Source organism: Hyphomicrobiales bacterium (assembly GCA_016710435.1).
Taxonomy (GTDB): Bacteria; Pseudomonadota; Alphaproteobacteria; order Rhizobiales; family Aestuariivirgaceae; genus Aestuariivirga.
The window spans coordinates 715,145-732,215 of the sequence record JADJVV010000001.1; the positions used below are offsets into that span (position 1 = coordinate 715,145).

Below are 17,071 nucleotides of genomic sequence, written 5' to 3' on the forward strand. Positions count from 1 at the left end.
GCATGGCCGACAACTGGTGAATTTTGTTGCATTGCGACGTGGGGTTTGCGCCGTTAAAATATGGCATGGCTTACGTTGAAACCCGCACGGCCCGCATCGAATGGCCGACCATCGGACTGATTGCCCTCGTCTATGGCGTCCTCGCCACGCTGGTCTGGAACCATTCCGTGCTGCCGTGGTGGCTGCTGCCCATCGGCGCGTATTTTGCCTCCCTCCATGCCTCCTTGCAGCACGAGGTTCTGCACGGCCATCCCACCCGCAAGCGCTGGCTGAACGAACTTCTCGTCTTCGTCACGCCGACCTTCTGGCTGCCCTATGGCCGCTACCGCGACACACACCTGCAGCACCATCACGACATTGACCTCACCGACCCGGCGCGCGATCCCGAGTCCTATTATCTCCTGCCCGACGACTGGGCCAACGCGGGTGCGGTGAAGCGCTTCTTCTTCCACATCAACCACACCCTTGCCGGCCGCATGATCATCGGACCTGCCGTCAGCATCGTGCGCATCTGGGTGTCGGAAATCGCCCTCGTCCTCAAAGGTGATACCTATCGCCGCAACGAGTGGGCACTTTTTGCCGTCTCCTGCGTGATCTCCTTCGTCCTCATCACGGTGGTCGCAGGCATGCCGTTCTGGAAATACTATCTGCTCGTCGCCTATCCGGGCCTGTCGCTGGCACTGGTGCGGTCCTATTGTGAGCACCAGGCGGCCGCCAATGCCCAGCACCGCACCATCATCGTGGAGGCGCATCCCTTCTGGTCGCTGCTCTTCCTCAACAACAACCTGCATGTGGCCCACCACACCAAGCCCGCCCTGCCGTGGTACAAGATCCCTGACTACTATGCCGCCGAGAAGGACGAGATGATCACCCGCAACAACGGCTACACCATGCAGGGCTACAGCGAGATCTTCCGGCGCTTCTTCTTCTCGGCCAAGGAACCGATTGCCTATCCGGACCTGGGCTGGCTGCGCCGCCCAGGCGAGAACTGATGGCGCACGCGCAAACGCCCACATTCCCCCTCACCTACACGGACCTTCCCGCGCTCTTCCATCATGGCGCCGCCCTCGACCCCGTGGCCAATCCATCCTGGGTGTTGCGCAACGAGGCGCTGGCGGAGACGCTTGGCCTCGACATTGCATGGCTGCGCTCGGACGATGCCTTGCAGGCCCTCGCCGGAAACAGGCCGCTTCCGGGTGCGCGCCCCGTTGCCATGGCCTACAGCGGACACCAGTTCGGTGGCTTCTCGCCACTCCTCGGCGATGGCCGCGCCCAGCTTGCGGGCGAGTGGCTGGCTCCGGACGGAACCCGCTACGACCTGCACCTGAAGGGTTCGGGCCCCACCCCCTTCGCCCGCAACGGCGATGGCCGCGCCACGCTCTCCGCCATGCTGCGCGAATACATCGTCAGCGAGGCCTTTGCCGGACTGGGGATTCCCACGACACGCGCCCTTGCCGTGGTCGCAACAGGCGAAGCGGTGCATCGCCAGCGCAAGGAACCGGGCGCCGTCCTCACGCGGATCGCCCGCAGCCATGTGCGCGTCGGCACGTTCCAGCTTGCTGCCGTCAATCGCGATGCAGAAGCAATCGAGGCCCTGCTGTCGCATGAACTGGCGCGCAACTTCCCCGCCCCGCCGCCGGGCCTCGCACCGGCGCGGCATTTCCTGCGCAGCGTCATCGCCCGCCAGGCGAAGCTCATCGCGCAATGGATGTGCGTGGGCTTCATCCACGGCGTCATGAACACCGACAACATGCAGGTGGCGGGCGAGACAATCGACTTCGGACCGTGCGCCTTCATGGACCGCTTCCATCCGCAGAAGGTCTTTTCGTCGATCGACCGGTCCGGCCGCTATGCCTGGGACAAACAACCCACCATCGCCGCGTGGAACCTGGCGCGTCTGGCCGAATGCCTGCTCAGCCTGCTCGCTGACGACCAAGACAAGGCCGTGGCAATCGCCAGGGAAGAACTGGCGCTCTTCATGCCCGCCTTCGAACAGCACTTCGAGGAAGGCATGCGCGCCAAGCTGGGATGGCGCGGTGCCGATGCGGGAGATGGCGAACGCATCGCCACGGTCTTCCGCCACATGATGCAGGGCAATGCCGACTTCACCCTGTTCTTCCGCCGCCTGACACAGGTGGCGGCGGGTGCAGAAGACGCCGTGATGTCGCCCCTCTTCGCCACCGCCGATGACGCCGCGGCAACGCTGGCGGACTGGCGCCAACGGGCCGGTGCCGCCCCGGATGTGGACGCCATGCGCCGGTCGAATCCCGTCTACACCGCCCGCAACCATCGCGTTGAAGAAGCCCTGGCCGCCGCCTCGGCAGGAGACCTCGCCCATACACAGAGGCTGCTGCAGGTCCTGGCCGCGCCCTTTGCCGAACAGCCCGGCAGCGCAGACCTGGAAGACCCGCCCAGCGCCGACGAGGAAGTCCGCCAGACCTTCTGCGGCACCTGATCCGGCCCAGGGCTGCGGCACGCCCCTCATGCACAGCGGTCCCCCGCCTCTTGCTCCCGTTGCGTTCCACCCCTAAACGGAGCGGCCATTTTTGAGGAGCGCACACGGAATGAAGCCAGCGGTGATGAATGCCCATGCCGAAAAGGCCCGCTCGGAGATCCTTGCCAAGCTGACCTACGCCATCGGCAAGGACCCCGTGGTGGCCAAGCGCCATGACTGGCTGCACGCCACCATCCTCGCGCTCCGCGACCGCATCATCGACCGCTGGATGGATTCGACCCGCCGTGCCTACAAGGCCGGTGCCAAGCGCGTCTATTATCTCTCGCTCGAATTCCTCATCGGCCGCCTGCTGCGCGATGCGCTCTCCAACCTCGAACTGACCGAACCCTTCGAGTCGGCGCTCCGTTCCCTCGATGTCGATCTCTCGCTGGTCGAGGAACTGGAGCCGGATGCGGCCCTGGGCAACGGTGGCCTCGGCCGCCTTGCCGCCTGCTTCATGGAAAGCCTCGCAAGCCTCGATATTCCCGCCTACGGCTATGGCATCCGCTATTCCCACGGTCTCTTCCGCCAGATGATCACCGACGGCTGGCAGACCGAGCGTCCCGAGGACTGGCTGGAAGGCGGCAACCCATGGGAATTCCCCCGCCGCGAGGCCGCCTATCGCGTGGCCTTCTTCGGCCATGTGGCCGGAGACGCCCTCGCCGATGTGCGCCAGCGCCACTTCTGGCATCACGGGGAATCCCTGCTCGCCACCGCCTACGACACACCCATGGTGGGCTGGCGCGGCCGCCGCGTGAACACGCTCCGTCTCTGGTCGGCAAGGCCGCTCGATCCCATCCACCTTGAAGCCTTCAACGTGGGTGACTACGCCGGCGCACTCGCCGATCACAATCGCGCCGAGATCATCACCCGCGTGCTCTATCCCGCCGACTCCACCCCGCAGGGGCAGGAATTGCGCCTGCGCCAGGAATACTTCTTCACCTCCGCCTCGCTGCAGGACATCATTCGCCGCCACCTGCAGAGCGACAAGGACCTGACAACGCTGCCCGACAAGGTGGCGATCCAGTTGAACGACACGCACCCCGCCATCGCCGTGGCGGAACTCATGCGCCTCCTCGTCGACATGCATGGCGTTGCCTGGTCGGAAGCCTGGCGGATTACCCAGGCCGTGACCGCCTACACCAACCACACGCTGCTGCCGGAAGCGCTGGAAAGCTGGCCCGTGAACCTGATGGAACGCATGCTGCCCCGCCACATGCAGATCATCTACGCCATCAACGAAGACCTTCTGAAGGTGGCACGCACCCGTCCCGGCGTCACGGCGGAGTTCATCTCCTCCATCTCGCTGATCGATGAAAACGGCGGACGGCGCGTGCGCATGGGGCAACTGGCCTTCGTCGGCTCGCACAGCATCAACGGCGTTTCGGCCCTGCACACCGGGCTGATGAAGGAGACGGTGTTCAAGAACCTGCATGCCCTCTTCCCCGGCCGCATCAACAACAAGACCAATGGCATCACGCCGCGGCGCTGGCTCAACGGCGCCAACCACGGCCTTGCCGACCTGCTGAAATCCGTGATCGGTGATGGCTTCCTCACCGATGCCGCACTGCTGGGCAAAGCCGAGCCCATGGCGGCCGACAAGGCCTTCCGCCAGAAATTCGCCGCGGTGAAACGCGCCAACAAGGCGGAGCTGTCCAACCTCATCGCCGCGCGCATGGGTATTGCAACAGATCCCGATGCCCTGTTCGACGTGCAGATCAAGCGCATCCACGAATACAAGCGCCAGCTCCTGAACATCCTCGAAACGGTCGCCCTCTACGAGGCGATGCGCGATGCGCCAGAGAAGGACTGGGCGCCGCGCGTCAAGATATTCGCCGGCAAGGCGGCGGCGAGCTATGCCCAGGCCAAGCTCATCATCAAGCTCATCAATGATGTGGCCGCCGTCATCAATGCCGATCACAGCCTGAAGGGCCGGCTGAAGGTCGCTTTCATTCCGAACTACAACGTGAGCCTCGCCGAGGTGATTGTGCCCGCGACCGATCTTTCGGAGCAGATCTCCACCGCCGGCATGGAAGCTTCCGGCACCGGCAACATGAAGTTCGCGCTCAATGGCGCACTCACCATCGGCACCCTCGACGGCGCCAATGTGGAAATCCGCGAACACGTGGGTGCGGAGCACTTCTTCCTCTTCGGCCTTGAGGCCCATGAGGTGGAAGCGCGCCGCCGCGCCGGTGTGGATGGCCGCGCCGTCCTCGACGCCACGCCGGCGCTGAAGCGTGTCTGCGAGGCGCTGCTCTCGGGCCACTATTCCGACGGCGACACCATGCGCTACCGCCCCATCGTGGATTCCCTCCTGAACGGGGACTGGTTCATGGTGGGCAGTGACTTTGCCGCATTCGCCGCTGCCCAGGAAAACGTATCAAGCCTCTGGACAAACCCCGACGAGTGGACGCACTCTGCCATCATGAACACCGTGCGCATGGGCTGGTTCTCGTCCGACAGGACGATCACTGAATACGCCCGTGACATCTGGTCTGTTCCGGTGAGGTGAGAGGTATGCCGCATGGCTGAACCGAAGTGGAGATTGTCTGGCGCCGAAGTCGAGGCAATCGTCCAGGGCCGCCATGCCAATCCCTTTGAGGTTCTCGGCCTCCACCAACGGGGCAAGATCTGGATTGCCCGCTGCTTCGTGCCGGGAGCGCTCGGCGTCGAAGTGCATGCCCTCGACGGCACGCGGCTGGGAATTCTCGAACAGCGCCATTCCGCGGGCTTTTTCGAAGGCACCGTGAAAGCCGGCAACCGCCAGCCACTGCGCTACTCCTGCTCCAACGAGGGCGGTGCCTGGTCCGTGACCGACGCCTACAGCTTCGGCCCCGTGCTGGGGCCGATGGACGATTACTACATCGGCGAAGGCAACCACCTCCGGCTTTACGACAAGCTCGGCGCCCATCCGCTGCACCACGAGGGCTGCGATGGCGTGCACTTCGCGGTGTGGGCCCCCAATGCCCAGCGCGTCTCCGTGACAGGGGATTTCAACGGCTGGGACGGACGCCTGCACGTGATGCGCAAGCGCCTCGACACCGGCATCTGGGAAACCTTCGTGCCCGGCGCCTGCGAGGGACAAGGCTACAAGTTTGAACTGCTTGGCCACGATGGCAACCTGCTGCCGCTGAAGAGCGATCCCTTCGGCTTCGCCGCCGAACTGCGCCCCAACACCGCCTCCAAGGTCGCCCGCACCGACCGTTTCGAATGGAGCGACGGCGCCTACCTGTCGGCGCGCCAGAAAGACCAGCGCCGCGCCGCGATGTCGATCTACGAGGTCCATCCGGGGTCCTGGCGGCGCGGGCCGGACAACCGCTTCCTCAGCTACGACGAACTCGCCGACCAGCTCATTTCCTACGTCAAGGACATGGGTTTCACGCACATCGAACTGTTGCCGGTCTCCGAGCATCCCTTCGATCCGTCCTGGGGCTACCAGCCGACGGGGCTGTTCGCGCCAACATCGCGTTTCGGCGCGCCGGATGGTTTTGCCCGCTTCGTCAATCGCGCCCATGAAGCGGGAATCGGCATCATCCTCGACTGGGTGCCGGCGCATTTCCCGACCGACGAGCACGGCCTCGCCCGCTTCGACGGCACGGCGCTCTACGAGCACGCTGACCCGCGGCAGGGCTACCATCCCGACTGGAACACGGCGATCTACAATTTCGGCCGCCGCGAGGTGCTGAGCTTCCTCCTCAACAACGCGCTGTTCTGGTGCAGCCGCTATCACATCGACGGCCTGCGCGTTGATGCCGTGGCATCGATGCTCTACCTCGACTACTCCCGCAAGGAAGGCGAGTGGATTCCCAACCGCCATGGCGGGCGCGAAAACCTGGAGGCCATCGGCTTCCTGCAGCGCATGAACCACGAGGTCTATGGCCAGCATCCGGGCGTCGTCACCATCGCGGAAGAATCGACGGCCTTCCCCGGCGTGAGCAAGCCCACCAACGCGGGCGGCCTGGGCTTCGGCTTCAAGTGGAACATGGGCTTCATGCACGACACGCTGGCCTATCTGAAGCGCGACTCCGTGCACCGCAAATTCCACCACAACGATCTCACCTTCGGCCTGCTCTATGCCTTCTCGGAGAACTTCGTCCTGCCGCTGTCCCATGACGAAGTGGTGCATGGCAAAGGATCGCTGCTTGCCAAGATGGCGGGCGATGACTGGCAGAAATTTGCCACGCTGCGCGCCTTCTATGCCTTCATGTGGGCCTATCCCGGCAAGAAGCTGCTCTTCATGGGGCAGGAATTTGCCCAGTGGCAGGAGTGGAGCGAGGCCCGCAGTCTCGACTGGCACCTGCTTACGGGTGCGCCCCACGCCGGCATGCAGTCGCTGATCCGCGACCTCAATCACCTTTATGCCCGCGAACCCGCCCTGCACGCCCGCGACTGTGAACCGGAGGGCTTCGAGTGGCTGGTGGCTGACGACCACGAGAACTCGGTCTTCGCCTGGGCCCGCCATTCGGGCGACGGATCGGCACCCATGATCGTGAGCGTCAGCAACTTCACCTCCATCACCCGCGAGGGCTACACTCTGCCCTTGCCAAAATCGGGGAACTGGCGTGAAGTCCTCAATACAGATGCCGAAGCCTACTGGGGTACGGGGCGCGGCAACCTGGGAGGAATCGTGGCGCAAGACACGCCCTCCCACGGGAAGCCCGCGTCAGCGAAGGTCACCCTTCCACCGCTCGCCACGGTAATTTTTGCCGCTGAGACGTAACGACAAGAACGACGTGGGAGAGTTCCGTGGGAGCAAAGCAGACAGCACCATTAGCGCGTGAAGCCATGGCCTATGTTCTGGCGGGTGGCCGCGGCAGCCGCTTGATGGAACTGACCGACAAGCGCGCCAAGCCGGCCGTGCCCTTCGGCGGCAAGTCGCGCATCATCGACTTCGCCCTCTCCAATGCCGTCAATTCCGGCATCCGCCGCATCGGCGTCGCCACGCAGTACAAGGCCCACAGCCTGATCCGCCATTTGCAGCGCGGCTGGAACTTCCTCCGCCCGGAACGCAACGAGGGCTTCGACATCTTGCCCGCCTCGCAGCGCGTCTCGGAAGACCAGTGGTATGCGGGCACCGCCGACGCCGTGTACCAGAACCTCGACATCATCCTCTCCTACCGGCCGAAATACATCGTCATCCTCGCCGGTGACCATATCTACAAGATGGACTACGAACTGATGCTGCAGCAGCACGTGGACACGGGGGCTGACGTCACCATCGGCTGCCTTGAAGTGCCGCGCGAGGAAGCCTCGGGCTTCGGCGTCATGCATGTGGATACCAAAGACCGCATCACCGCCTTCGTGGAAAAGCCCAAGGACCCGCCCGGCATTCCCGACAACCCGGACCTGGCGCTCGCATCCATGGGCATCTACGTTTTCGAAACGGAATTCCTCGCAGGCCTGTTGCGCCGCGACGCCGCCGACAAGAAATCCAGCCGCGACTTCGGCAAGGACATCATCCCCTACGTGGTGAAGAACGGAAAGGCCGTGGCCCACCGCTTCACCCGCTCCTGCGTGCGCTCCGACCTTGAAGCCGGCTCCTACTGGCGCGACGTCGGCACCGTCGATGCCTACTGGGCCGCCAATGTCGATCTGACCGACACGGTGCCGGAACTCGATCTCTACGATCACAACTGGCCGATCTGGACTTACGGCGAAGTGACGCCGCCTGCGAAGTTCGTGCACGACCTGGAAGGCCGCCGCGGCCTTGCCGTCGCCTCGCTCGTCTCCGGCGGCTGCGTTGTATCGGGTGCAGCGATCCGCCGTTCGCTGCTCTTCACCAATGTGCGCGTCAACTCCTTCACCACGCTGGAAGAAGCCGTGGTACTGCCCCGCGCCACCATCGGCCGCAACGCCATGCTGAAGCGCGTGGTGATCGACAGCGACGTCATCATCCCCGAAGGCCTTGTGGTGGGCGAAGACCCGGAACTGGATGCCAAGCGCTTCCGCCGCACCGAGAACGGCGTCTGCCTCATCACCAAGCCCATGATCGACCGGCTGGGGTGACGCAGCGGATGATCCACGTCCTCTCCGTCGCCTCAGAAGTCTTTCCGCTGGTGAAGACGGGCGGCCTCGCCGATGTGGTGGGGGCGCTCCCTGCCGCGTTGAAGCCCCATGGCGTTGCCATGCGCGTGCTGGTGCCGGGCTATCCCGCCGTGATGGCGGCCCTTGCCGCCGGCAAGCCGGTGCATGCCTACCCCAACCTGTTCGGCGGCAAGGCCCGCATTGTGTCGGGCAGCGTGCATGGCATGGACATTCTCGCCCTCGATGCGCCCCACCTCTACGACCGGCCGGGCAATCCCTACATCGGCGCCGATGGCAAGGACTGGCCCGACAACGCCATCCGCTTTGCCGCGCTCTCCACCGTGGCCGCCGACATCGGGCGGGGCGCACTGAAGACGTGGCAACCCCACATCCTGCACCTGCACGACTGGCAGGCCGCCCTTGCCGCCGTCGACGTCCGCCATCGCGGCGGGCCGCGCACCATCGTCACGGTGCACAACATCGCCTTCCAGGGCCAGTTCTCGGCGGCGGTCTTTCCGCAACTGGGATTGCCCGCCGCCGCCTTCTCGATCGAGGGTGTCGAGTATTACGGCAACGTCGGCTTCCTCAAGGGTGGGCTTGCCATGGCGGATGCGATCACCACCGTGTCGCCAACCTACGCCCGCGAAATCTGCACGCCGGAATTCGGCATGGGGCTCGATGGCCTCTTGCGGGCCCGGCGTCACAACACCCATGGCATCGTCAACGGCATCGACACCGACATCTGGAATCCCGCTGCCGATGGCGCCTTGAAGTCAACCTACTCGGCCAAGACCGTGGCGCGCCGCAAGGACAACAAGCGCGAACTGGAAAAGCGCTTCGGCCTTGAGGAAGGCAACGGCATCGTGCACGGCGTGGTAAGCCGCCTCACCTGGCAGAAGGGTCTCGACATTCTGGCGGGCCAACTGGATTGGCTGGTCGCATCGGGCGCGCGCCTGGCGGTGATCGGCACGGGCGAGCCTGGCATCGAAGGCGCCTTCGCCGCCGCCGCCCAGCGCCACAAGGGACGCATCGGCTTCGCAATGAAATACGATGAGCAGCTATCGCACCTCGTCCAGGGCGGTGCCGACACCATGCTGGTACCCTCGCGCTTCGAACCGTGTGGCCTGACGCAGCTCTACGGTCTCCGCTATGGCTGCGTGCCCGTGGTGGCGCGCACCGGCGGACTGGCGGACACCGTGATTGACGCCAACGAGGCGGCCCTGTCGTCGGGCGTTGCCACGGGCTTCCAGTTCTCGCCCGTCGATGAGCCTTCCCTGCAGAATGCCCTGCAGCGTGCCGCCGCCCTTTTTGCCGAGCCGTCACAGTGGAGCAAGGTGCAACTCAACGGCATGGCGGCCGATGTCTCCTGGGACCGCAGCGCCACCCACTATGCAAATCTCTACAAGCAGCTAAAGGGCTGACCCCTCATGCGTGTCACCACCGCCACCAAACCCTTCGAAGGGCAGAAGCCCGGCACATCCGGCCTGCGCAAGAAGGTCACCGTCTTCCAGCAGCCGCACTATGCCGAGAATTTCATCCAGTCGATCTTCGACAGCCTGGAAGGCCATGCGGGCCAGGCTCTCGTCATCGGCGGGGATGGCCGCTACTACAACAAGGAAGTCATCCAGATCGCCATCCGCATGGCGGCGGCCAATGGTTTCGGCCGCGTCATCGTGGGGCAGAACGGCCTTCTGTCAACGCCTGCGGCCTCCCACGTCATCCGCCACCACCGCGCCTTCGGCGGATTGATCCTCTCGGCCAGCCACAATCCCGGCGGACCCGATGGCGACTTCGGCATCAAGTACAACATCGGCAATGGCGGCCCCGCACCAGAGAAGGTGACGGATGCCGTCTTCGCCCGCAGCAAGGTGATCACCGCCTACCAGACCACCGACACGCCCGACGTGGACCTCTCGCGCACGGGCCGCAGTCTGGTCGAGGGCATGACCGTCGATGTGATTGATCCCGTCGCCGATTATGCGCAGCTGATGCAGAAGCTCTTCGATTTCGACGCCATCCGCGCCCTGTTCAAGGCTGGTTTCCGCATGAAGTTCGACGGCATGAGCGCCATCACCGGGCCCTACGCGAAGACGATCCTGGAGGGCATGCTGGGGGCGGCGCAAGGCACGGTCATCAACGGCACGCCGCTCCCTGACTTCGGCGGACATCACCCCGACCCCAACCTCGTCCACGCCAAGGAACTGTGCGACGACGTGATGCTGGGCAAGGATTTCGATTTCGGCGCTGCCTCCGACGGCGACGGCGACCGCAACCTCATCGTCGGCCGCGGCATCTACGTCACACCCTCGGATTCGCTCGCCATCATCGCCGCCAACGCCACATGTGCGCCCGGCTATGCCAGCGGCATCGCCGGCATCGCCCGCTCCATGCCGACGAGCTGCGCCCCCGACCGCGTGGCGAAGAAGAAGGGCATCGCCTGCTACGAAACGCCGACAGGCTGGAAGTTCTTCGGAAACCTGCTCGATGCGGGGCTTGCCACGGTTTGCGGCGAAGAAAGTTTCGGCACCGGCTCCAACCACGTGCGCGAGAAAGATGGCCTCTGGGCCGTGCTCATGTGGCTCAACATTCTCGCCGGAACGCGCAAGAGCGTGGCCGACATCGTGACGGCGCACTGGCAGGAATACGGCCGCAATTTCTATTCGCGCCACGACTACGAGGAAGTGGAAACGGACGCAGCGAACCGCCTGATGGACGGCTTGCGCGCCCGGCTCCCCGCCATCAAGACACAATACGGCCTGACCACCGCGGACGATTTTGCCTATGACGATCCCGTGGACCATTCGCACACCGCCAAGCAGGGCATCCGCCTGATCTTCGCGGATGGGGCGCGCATCATTTACCGCCTCTCGGGCACGGGCACATCGGGCGCCACACTGCGCGTCTACATCGAACGCTACGAGGCGGACCCGGCGCGCCACAGCACCGAAACGCAGGAGGCGCTGAAGGATCTCATCGCCCTCTCGCGCAGTATTCCCGACATCGCAGGCCACACCGGCCGCACCGCGCCGACGGTGATCACCTGACACCCGTTCGACTGGAGCCGCGCGGCACGCCGCACCCGCTTGGCGTAACGCTTGTGGAGGGCGGCGTAAACGTGGCCGTGCATGCGGCCCAAGCCACGCAGGTGTTCTTCTGCCTCTTCGATGCCCATGGCAGGCGCAAGCTGCACCGCTTCGCCTTGCCGCAACGGCAGGGCGACATTCACTATGGCTTCATCGCCGGCGTGAAGGACGGCGCTCGCTATGGCCTCCGCGCCGAAGGCCCGTGGAATCCGCATGAGGGCCAGCGTTTCGACGCAAGCAAGCTGCTGGTCGATCCCTATGCCACGGCACTCGACCGGCCCTATGCCTTTCATCCCGGCCTGTGCGAACACGGGCGCGACACGAGCGACCTTGTGCCCAAGGCCATCGTGCAGGCACCGCTGCCACAAGCGACGCGCGCCCCACCGCGCATGCCCGGCTGGATTTATGAAGTGCCGGTGAAGGCCTTCACCATGCGCCATCCCGGCATTGCGCCGGAGAAACGCGGCACCATCGCAGCCTTGGCCGAATCCGCAGCGCTGGAACATTTCCAGCGCCTGGGCGTCGATACCATCGAACTCATGCCGCTCATGGCATGGATCGACGAGCGCCATCTGCATGCGCTCGGCCTCGCCAATGCCTGGGGCTACAATCCCGTCACCTTCCTTGCGCCCGACCCGCGGCTTGCGCCCGGCGGCTTTGCCGAAATCGCCCGCACCGTGGCCACGCTGCACGACCACGGTATCCAGGTGCTGCTCGACGTGGTGCTGAACCACACCGGCGAAAGCGACGCCGCAGGGCCGACGCTGTCCTTCCGCGGCCTGGACAACACGCTCTGGTACCGCCACGTCCACGGCCATCCCGTCAATGACACGGGCTGCGGCAACACGGTTGCGCTGGATCATCCCGTGGTGGCCGCCTACGCGCTGGCGGCGCTCCGCCACTGGATCAATGTCACGGGGATCGACGGCTACCGCTTCGACCTCGCCACCGTCATGGGCCGCAGCGCCCATGGTTTTCACGCCGATGCGCCCCTGATCCGCGCCATCAACGCCGATCCCGTTCTCTCCCGCTCCATCCTCATCGCCGAACCCTGGGACGTGGGGCCGGGCGGTTATCAGCTCGGCAATTTCCCGCCCCGCTGGCTGGAGTGGAACGACCGCTTCCGCGACGATGTGCGCCGCTTCTGGCGCGGCGACAGCTTCTCCGTCAATGCCTTGGCGACGCGCATCGCCGGATCGTCCGACATCTTCAAGCCAAGGCAACCTTCCAACAGCGTAAACTTCATCGCCGCCCACGACGGCTTCACGCTGGCCGACCTCACGCGCTTTGCCCACAAGGACAACATGGCCAATGGCGAGGGCAACCGCGACGGCAAGTCCGACGAGGTGACGTGGCCGGGCGGCGATGTGCGCGCCCTCCTCGCCACGCTCTTCTTGTCCCGCGGCACGCCCATGCTGACGGCTGGCGACGAATTGGGCCGGAGCCAGGGCGGCAACAACAACGCCTACGCCCAGGACAATGCCACCACCTGGTTGCAGTGGGAGGACGCCGACCGCTCGCTCGTCGATTTCACCGCCCGCCTCATCGCCATCCGCAAGCGCCACCCCATGCTGGCAGAAGACCGGTTCCTGAACGGGGACGGCGATGCGCATTGGTTCGGCGCGGAGGGCGGTCCGGCGGACTGGGACAAATCCGGCAAGCGCTTCCTCGGCCTCGTCCTCACGGGTGACGCCGAGCGTTTGGCCCTTGCCGTCAACGGGACGGATGCCGCCGTGGCGCTCCCCCTGCAAGGTGAGGGTGAGTCCTGGAGCCGCATCTTCACCTCCGGGACCGGCCCCGGCTGCCCCCCGCAATCGGTATCCCTCTTCCGCGCGAATTCCACATGACGCCCGCGCGGGCTTTCGCTTAAACTCGCCGGAGCAGGAGGAACCGCCATGCATGCAACCGTCTATCACGGTGAACCCGAAGGAACGGGTTTCGAGGTTTTCGACAGGCGTTTCTCCGAAACCCTGATCGGACATGCGCGCGTGGAGCGCCTGTGGACAGGGGCGCGCTGGGCTGAAGGACCGGCATGGTTCGCCGCCGGCCGCTATCTCGTATTCTCTGACATTCCCAACAACCGAATGATGCGCTTCGATGAATGCGACGGCCATGTCTCGGTGTTCCGCCACCCCTCCAACAACTCCAACGGCAACACCACCGACGGGCAGGGACGCCTCGTCACCTGCGAACACCTGGCGCGGCGCGTGACGCGCACGGAACATGACGGTTCCATCACAATCATCGCCGACCACTTCGACGGCAAGCGCTTCAACTCGCCCAACGATGTGGTGGTGAAGTCGGATGGCTCCATCTGGTTCACGGATCCGAGCTACGGCATCCTCGCCGACTACGAAGGCAAGCGCAGCGAGAGCGAGATCGGCCGCTGCAACGTCTACCGCGTTGATCCCTCGGGTTCGGTGTCCATCGTGGCCGATGATTTCGACAAGCCCAACGGCCTCGCCTTCTCGCCGGACGAAAGCCTTCTCTACATCGCCGACACGGGCATCTCCCACAAGCAGGATGGGCCGAAACACATCCGCGCCTTCACCGTGAATGCAGATGGAAAGACCTTGGGCAAATCCCGGGTGTTTGCGGATTGCACGGCCGGATTGTTCGACGGTTTCCGTGTCGATGAGTCGGGCCGCGTGTGGTCGAGCGCCGGCGACGGCGTGCACTGCTTCCTGCCGGATGGCACGCTGATCGGCAAAATCCACATCCCCGAACTCGTGGCCAACGTGTGCTTCGGCGGACCCCGCCGCAACCGCCTCTTCATTTGCGGCTGCACCTCGCTCTATTCGGTCTTCCTGGCGGTGAACGGGTAACATCCATGATTGCCATGCCTCTGCCCGATGCGGACGTCATGTCCCGGCGCGATGACATCGCCGCCGCACTCCGCCGCATCATTCCGGTGGCAAGCGTGATCGATGCGGCTTCCGCCCTGCGGGCCTACGAGTCCGATGGTCTTGCCGCCTATCGTCAACCGCCGCTGGTCGTGGCGCTCCCGGAAACGACGGCGCAGGTCTCCGCAATTCTCAGATATGCCTTCGACAACAACATCAAGATCGTGCCACGCGGCGCAGGCACGTCACTCTCTGGCGGCGCGCTGCCGCTCGCCGATGGCATCCTGCTCGGCATGGCGAAATTCAACCGCGTGCTCGACGTGGATTTTGCCAACCGCTGCGCCGTGGTGCAGCCGGGCGTCACCAATCTCGCCATCACCAAGGCCGTGGAGCACAAGGGCTTCTATTACGCGCCCGATCCCTCCTCGCAGATCGCCTGCACCATTGGTGGCAACGTCGCTGAAAATTCCGGCGGCGTGCATTGTCTGAAATACGGCCTCACCACCAACAACATCCTGGGCCTCGAGATGGTGCTGGTGACGGGCGAGGTGATCCGCCTCGGCGGCAAGCATCTCGACAGCGAAGGCTATGACCTGCTGGGCCTGATGACCGGTTCGGAAGGCCTGCTCGGCGTCGTCACGGAGGTGACGGTACGCATCCTTCAGAAACCGGAAACCGCCCGCGCCCTTCTGGTCGGCTTCGACACCAGCGAGGACGGCGGTCAGTGCGTGGCCGATGTGATCGCCGCCGGCATCATCCCCGGCGGCATGGAGATGATGGACCGCCCCGCCATCCACGCGGCCGAGGATTTTGCGCGATGCGGCTACCCCCGCGATGTGGAGGCACTTCTCATCATCGAACTCGACGGGCCGCAGGTTGAGGTGGACCACCTGATCGAGCGCGTGAAGGCGATTGCCGGGCAGAACAAGGCGCGCACGCTGAAGGTCTCGACTAGCGAGGCCGAACGTCTCGCCTTCTGGGCGGGGCGAAAGGCCGCTTTCCCCGCGGTGGGCCGCATCTCGCCCGACTACATCTGCATGGATGGCACCATTCCGCGCAAGGCGCTGCCGCAGGTGCTGCGCGGCATGGAGGACCTCTCGAAAAAACACGGGTTGCGCGTGGCCAACGTCTTCCATGCAGGCGACGGCAACCTGCACCCGCTGATCCTGTTCGATGCCAACACGGGCGACGAATTCGACCGCGCCGAAGCCTTTGGCGCCGACATCCTCCGCCTCTGCGTGAAGGTGGGCGGCGTGCTGACGGGCGAACATGGCGTCGGCATCGAGAAGCGCGACCTCATGCCCGAGATGTTCTCCGAGGCCGACCTTGAACAACAGCAGCGGGTGAAATGCGCCTTCGATGACAAGGGCCTGCTCAACCCCGGCAAGGTGTTCCCCGTGCTGCACCGCTGCGCCGAACTGGGCCGCGTGCATGTGAGCAAGGGAAACCTAACACACCCGGACTTGCCGCGCTTCTGATGACACCCCTTCTTGCCCCCGCCAGTGAAGCCGAACTCGCCGCCTGCGTGAAGGATGCAGCTTCACCCTTTCGCCTGCAGGGACTGGGGACGAAGCCTACCCTGGGCAATCCCGTCTCCTCCCCGCAGGTGCTGTCGTTGCGCCATTTCACCGGCCTCGTGATCTACGAACCGGAAGAACTGATCCTTGAGGCGGGTGCGGCAACACCTCTCTCCGACATCGAAAAGACATTGGCCCAGAGGAACCAGATGCTGGCCTTCGAGCCGCCGGATTATGCGAGCCTTCTCGGCAGCACGTCCGCCGGCAGCCTGGGCGGCGTCGTGGCCTGCGGGTTGTCCGGTCCGCGGCGCGTGCGGGCGGGGGCGGCGCGTGATCATGTGCTGGGGTTTTCCGGCGTCACCGGTGCAGGCGTGACCATGCGTGCGGGCGCCCGCGTGGTGAAGAACGTGACGGGCTACGATCTCGCCAAACTTGCCACGGGCTCCCATGGCTCGCTGGTGGCCCTCACCTCGATCATCATGAAAGTGCTGCCGCGCCCGGAAACGGAAGAGACACTTGTGCTGCGCGGCCTTGACGACGCCGCCGCCATCGCGCTGCTTTCCGAAGCCATGCAATCGCCTGCGGATGTCTCGGCCGCGGCTCATGTGCCGGGTGTGGGGACCTATCTCCGTTTGGAAGGCATTGCTCCATCTGTCGCCGCGCGCCGCGACCGCCTGGTGAAACTGCTGGCCCGCGACACCGGCATTCTCGGTTCGGCTGAGTCGACGGCACTGTGGACCGGTCTTCGCGATGTGAAGCCCCTGTGGCCGCTGAGAGAGAGTGCCATATGGCGCATCAGCGTGACGCCCTCGGAAGGCCCCGCCATTGCAGCACGCATCGCCCGCGAGATCGATGCCAGCTCCTATTTCGACTGGGCCGGCGGCCTGATCTGGATGGCGGTGTCCAATGCAAGTGACGGCGGCGCCGCCGTGATCCGCGCCGCGCTGACCTCCGGACATGCCACGCTCATGCGCGCGCCTGATCCGGTGCGTAAGGCCGTTTCCGCTTTCACGCCGCAACCCCCGGCACTGGCCGCGCTGGCGGCGCGCGTGAAACAGTCTTTCGACCCCGGCAACTTTTTCAATCCCGGCATCATGGTGAAGGGTTGAT

At 64.9% G+C, this 17,071-nt stretch carries 11 protein-coding genes; all 11 read left to right on the plus strand.

Annotated features, from left to right (window positions below; translation table 11 throughout):
- Positions 1-65: 65 nt before the first annotated feature.
- On the plus strand, positions 66-992 hold the full coding sequence (locus tag IPM06_03505; protein ID MBK8769481.1) for a fatty acid desaturase: 927 nt from the start codon (positions 66-68) through the stop codon (positions 990-992).
- Entirely contained in the window at positions 992-2,455 is a 1,464-nt protein-coding gene (locus IPM06_03510; protein MBK8769482.1) for a YdiU family protein, read from the plus strand. The genes IPM06_03505 and IPM06_03510 overlap by 1 nt, the downstream gene beginning before the upstream one ends.
- A gap of 109 nt (positions 2,456-2,564) precedes the next feature.
- Positions 2,565-5,006 (plus strand): glycogen/starch/alpha-glucan phosphorylase, encoded by a 2,442-nt coding sequence (locus tag IPM06_03515; GenBank protein ID MBK8769483.1) that lies wholly within the window; start codon positions 2,565-2,567, stop codon positions 5,004-5,006.
- 12 nt (positions 5,007-5,018) lie between these two features.
- Entirely contained in the window at positions 5,019-7,214 is a 2,196-nt protein-coding gene (gene glgB, locus IPM06_03520; GenBank protein MBK8769484.1) for a 1,4-alpha-glucan branching protein GlgB, read from the plus strand.
- Between the two features lie 26 nt (positions 7,215-7,240).
- Entirely contained in the window at positions 7,241-8,500 is a 1,260-nt protein-coding gene (gene glgC / locus IPM06_03525; GenBank protein ID MBK8769485.1) for a glucose-1-phosphate adenylyltransferase, read from the plus strand.
- A gap of 11 nt (positions 8,501-8,511) precedes the next feature.
- Positions 8,512-9,939 carry a glycogen synthase GlgA gene (gene glgA / locus IPM06_03530; GenBank protein MBK8769486.1) on the plus strand — a complete coding sequence of 476 codons (1,428 nt, stop codon included), beginning with the start codon at positions 8,512-8,514 and terminating at the stop codon, positions 9,937-9,939.
- Positions 9,940-9,945: 6 nt separating this feature from the next.
- Complete coding sequence (locus IPM06_03535; GenBank protein ID MBK8769487.1) at positions 9,946-11,562, plus strand: alpha-D-glucose phosphate-specific phosphoglucomutase; 1,617 nt, start codon at positions 9,946-9,948, stop codon at positions 11,560-11,562.
- Between the two features lie 11 nt (positions 11,563-11,573).
- On the plus strand, positions 11,574-13,448 hold the full coding sequence (gene glgX / locus IPM06_03540; protein ID MBK8769488.1) for a glycogen debranching protein GlgX: 1,875 nt from the start codon (positions 11,574-11,576) through the stop codon (positions 13,446-13,448).
- Between the two features lie 48 nt (positions 13,449-13,496).
- Complete coding sequence (locus IPM06_03545) at positions 13,497-14,426, plus strand: SMP-30/gluconolactonase/LRE family protein (GenBank protein ID MBK8769489.1); 930 nt, start codon at positions 13,497-13,499, stop codon at positions 14,424-14,426.
- Positions 14,427-14,440: 14 nt separating this feature from the next.
- Complete coding sequence (locus tag IPM06_03550; GenBank protein MBK8769490.1) at positions 14,441-15,922, plus strand: FAD-binding protein; 1,482 nt, start codon at positions 14,441-14,443, stop codon at positions 15,920-15,922.
- Complete coding sequence (locus IPM06_03555) at positions 15,922-17,070, plus strand: FAD-binding protein (GenBank protein MBK8769491.1); 1,149 nt, start codon at positions 15,922-15,924, stop codon at positions 17,068-17,070. Before IPM06_03550 ends, IPM06_03555 begins: the two co-directional genes overlap by 1 nt.
- Position 17,071 lies beyond the last annotated feature (1 nt).

Bases quoted from the DNA above. Each gene is read 5' to 3' on its own strand.
- IPM06_03505 (MBK8769481.1), top strand. From the start codon at position 66: ATGGCTTACGTTGAAACCCGCACGGCCCGCATCGAATGGCCGACCATC.
- IPM06_03510 (MBK8769482.1), top strand. From the start codon at position 992: ATGGCGCACGCGCAAACGCCCACATTCCCCCTCACCTACACGGACCTT.
- IPM06_03515 (MBK8769483.1), top strand. From the start codon at position 2,565: ATGAAGCCAGCGGTGATGAATGCCCATGCCGAAAAGGCCCGCTCGGAG.
- glgB (MBK8769484.1), top strand. From the start codon at position 5,019: ATGGCTGAACCGAAGTGGAGATTGTCTGGCGCCGAAGTCGAGGCAATC.
- IPM06_03535 (MBK8769487.1), top strand. From the start codon at position 9,946: ATGCGTGTCACCACCGCCACCAAACCCTTCGAAGGGCAGAAGCCCGGC.
- IPM06_03545 (MBK8769489.1), top strand. From the start codon at position 13,497: ATGCATGCAACCGTCTATCACGGTGAACCCGAAGGAACGGGTTTCGAG.
- IPM06_03550 (MBK8769490.1), top strand. From the start codon at position 14,441: ATGCCTCTGCCCGATGCGGACGTCATGTCCCGGCGCGATGACATCGCC.
- IPM06_03555 (MBK8769491.1), top strand. From the start codon at position 15,922: ATGACACCCCTTCTTGCCCCCGCCAGTGAAGCCGAACTCGCCGCCTGC.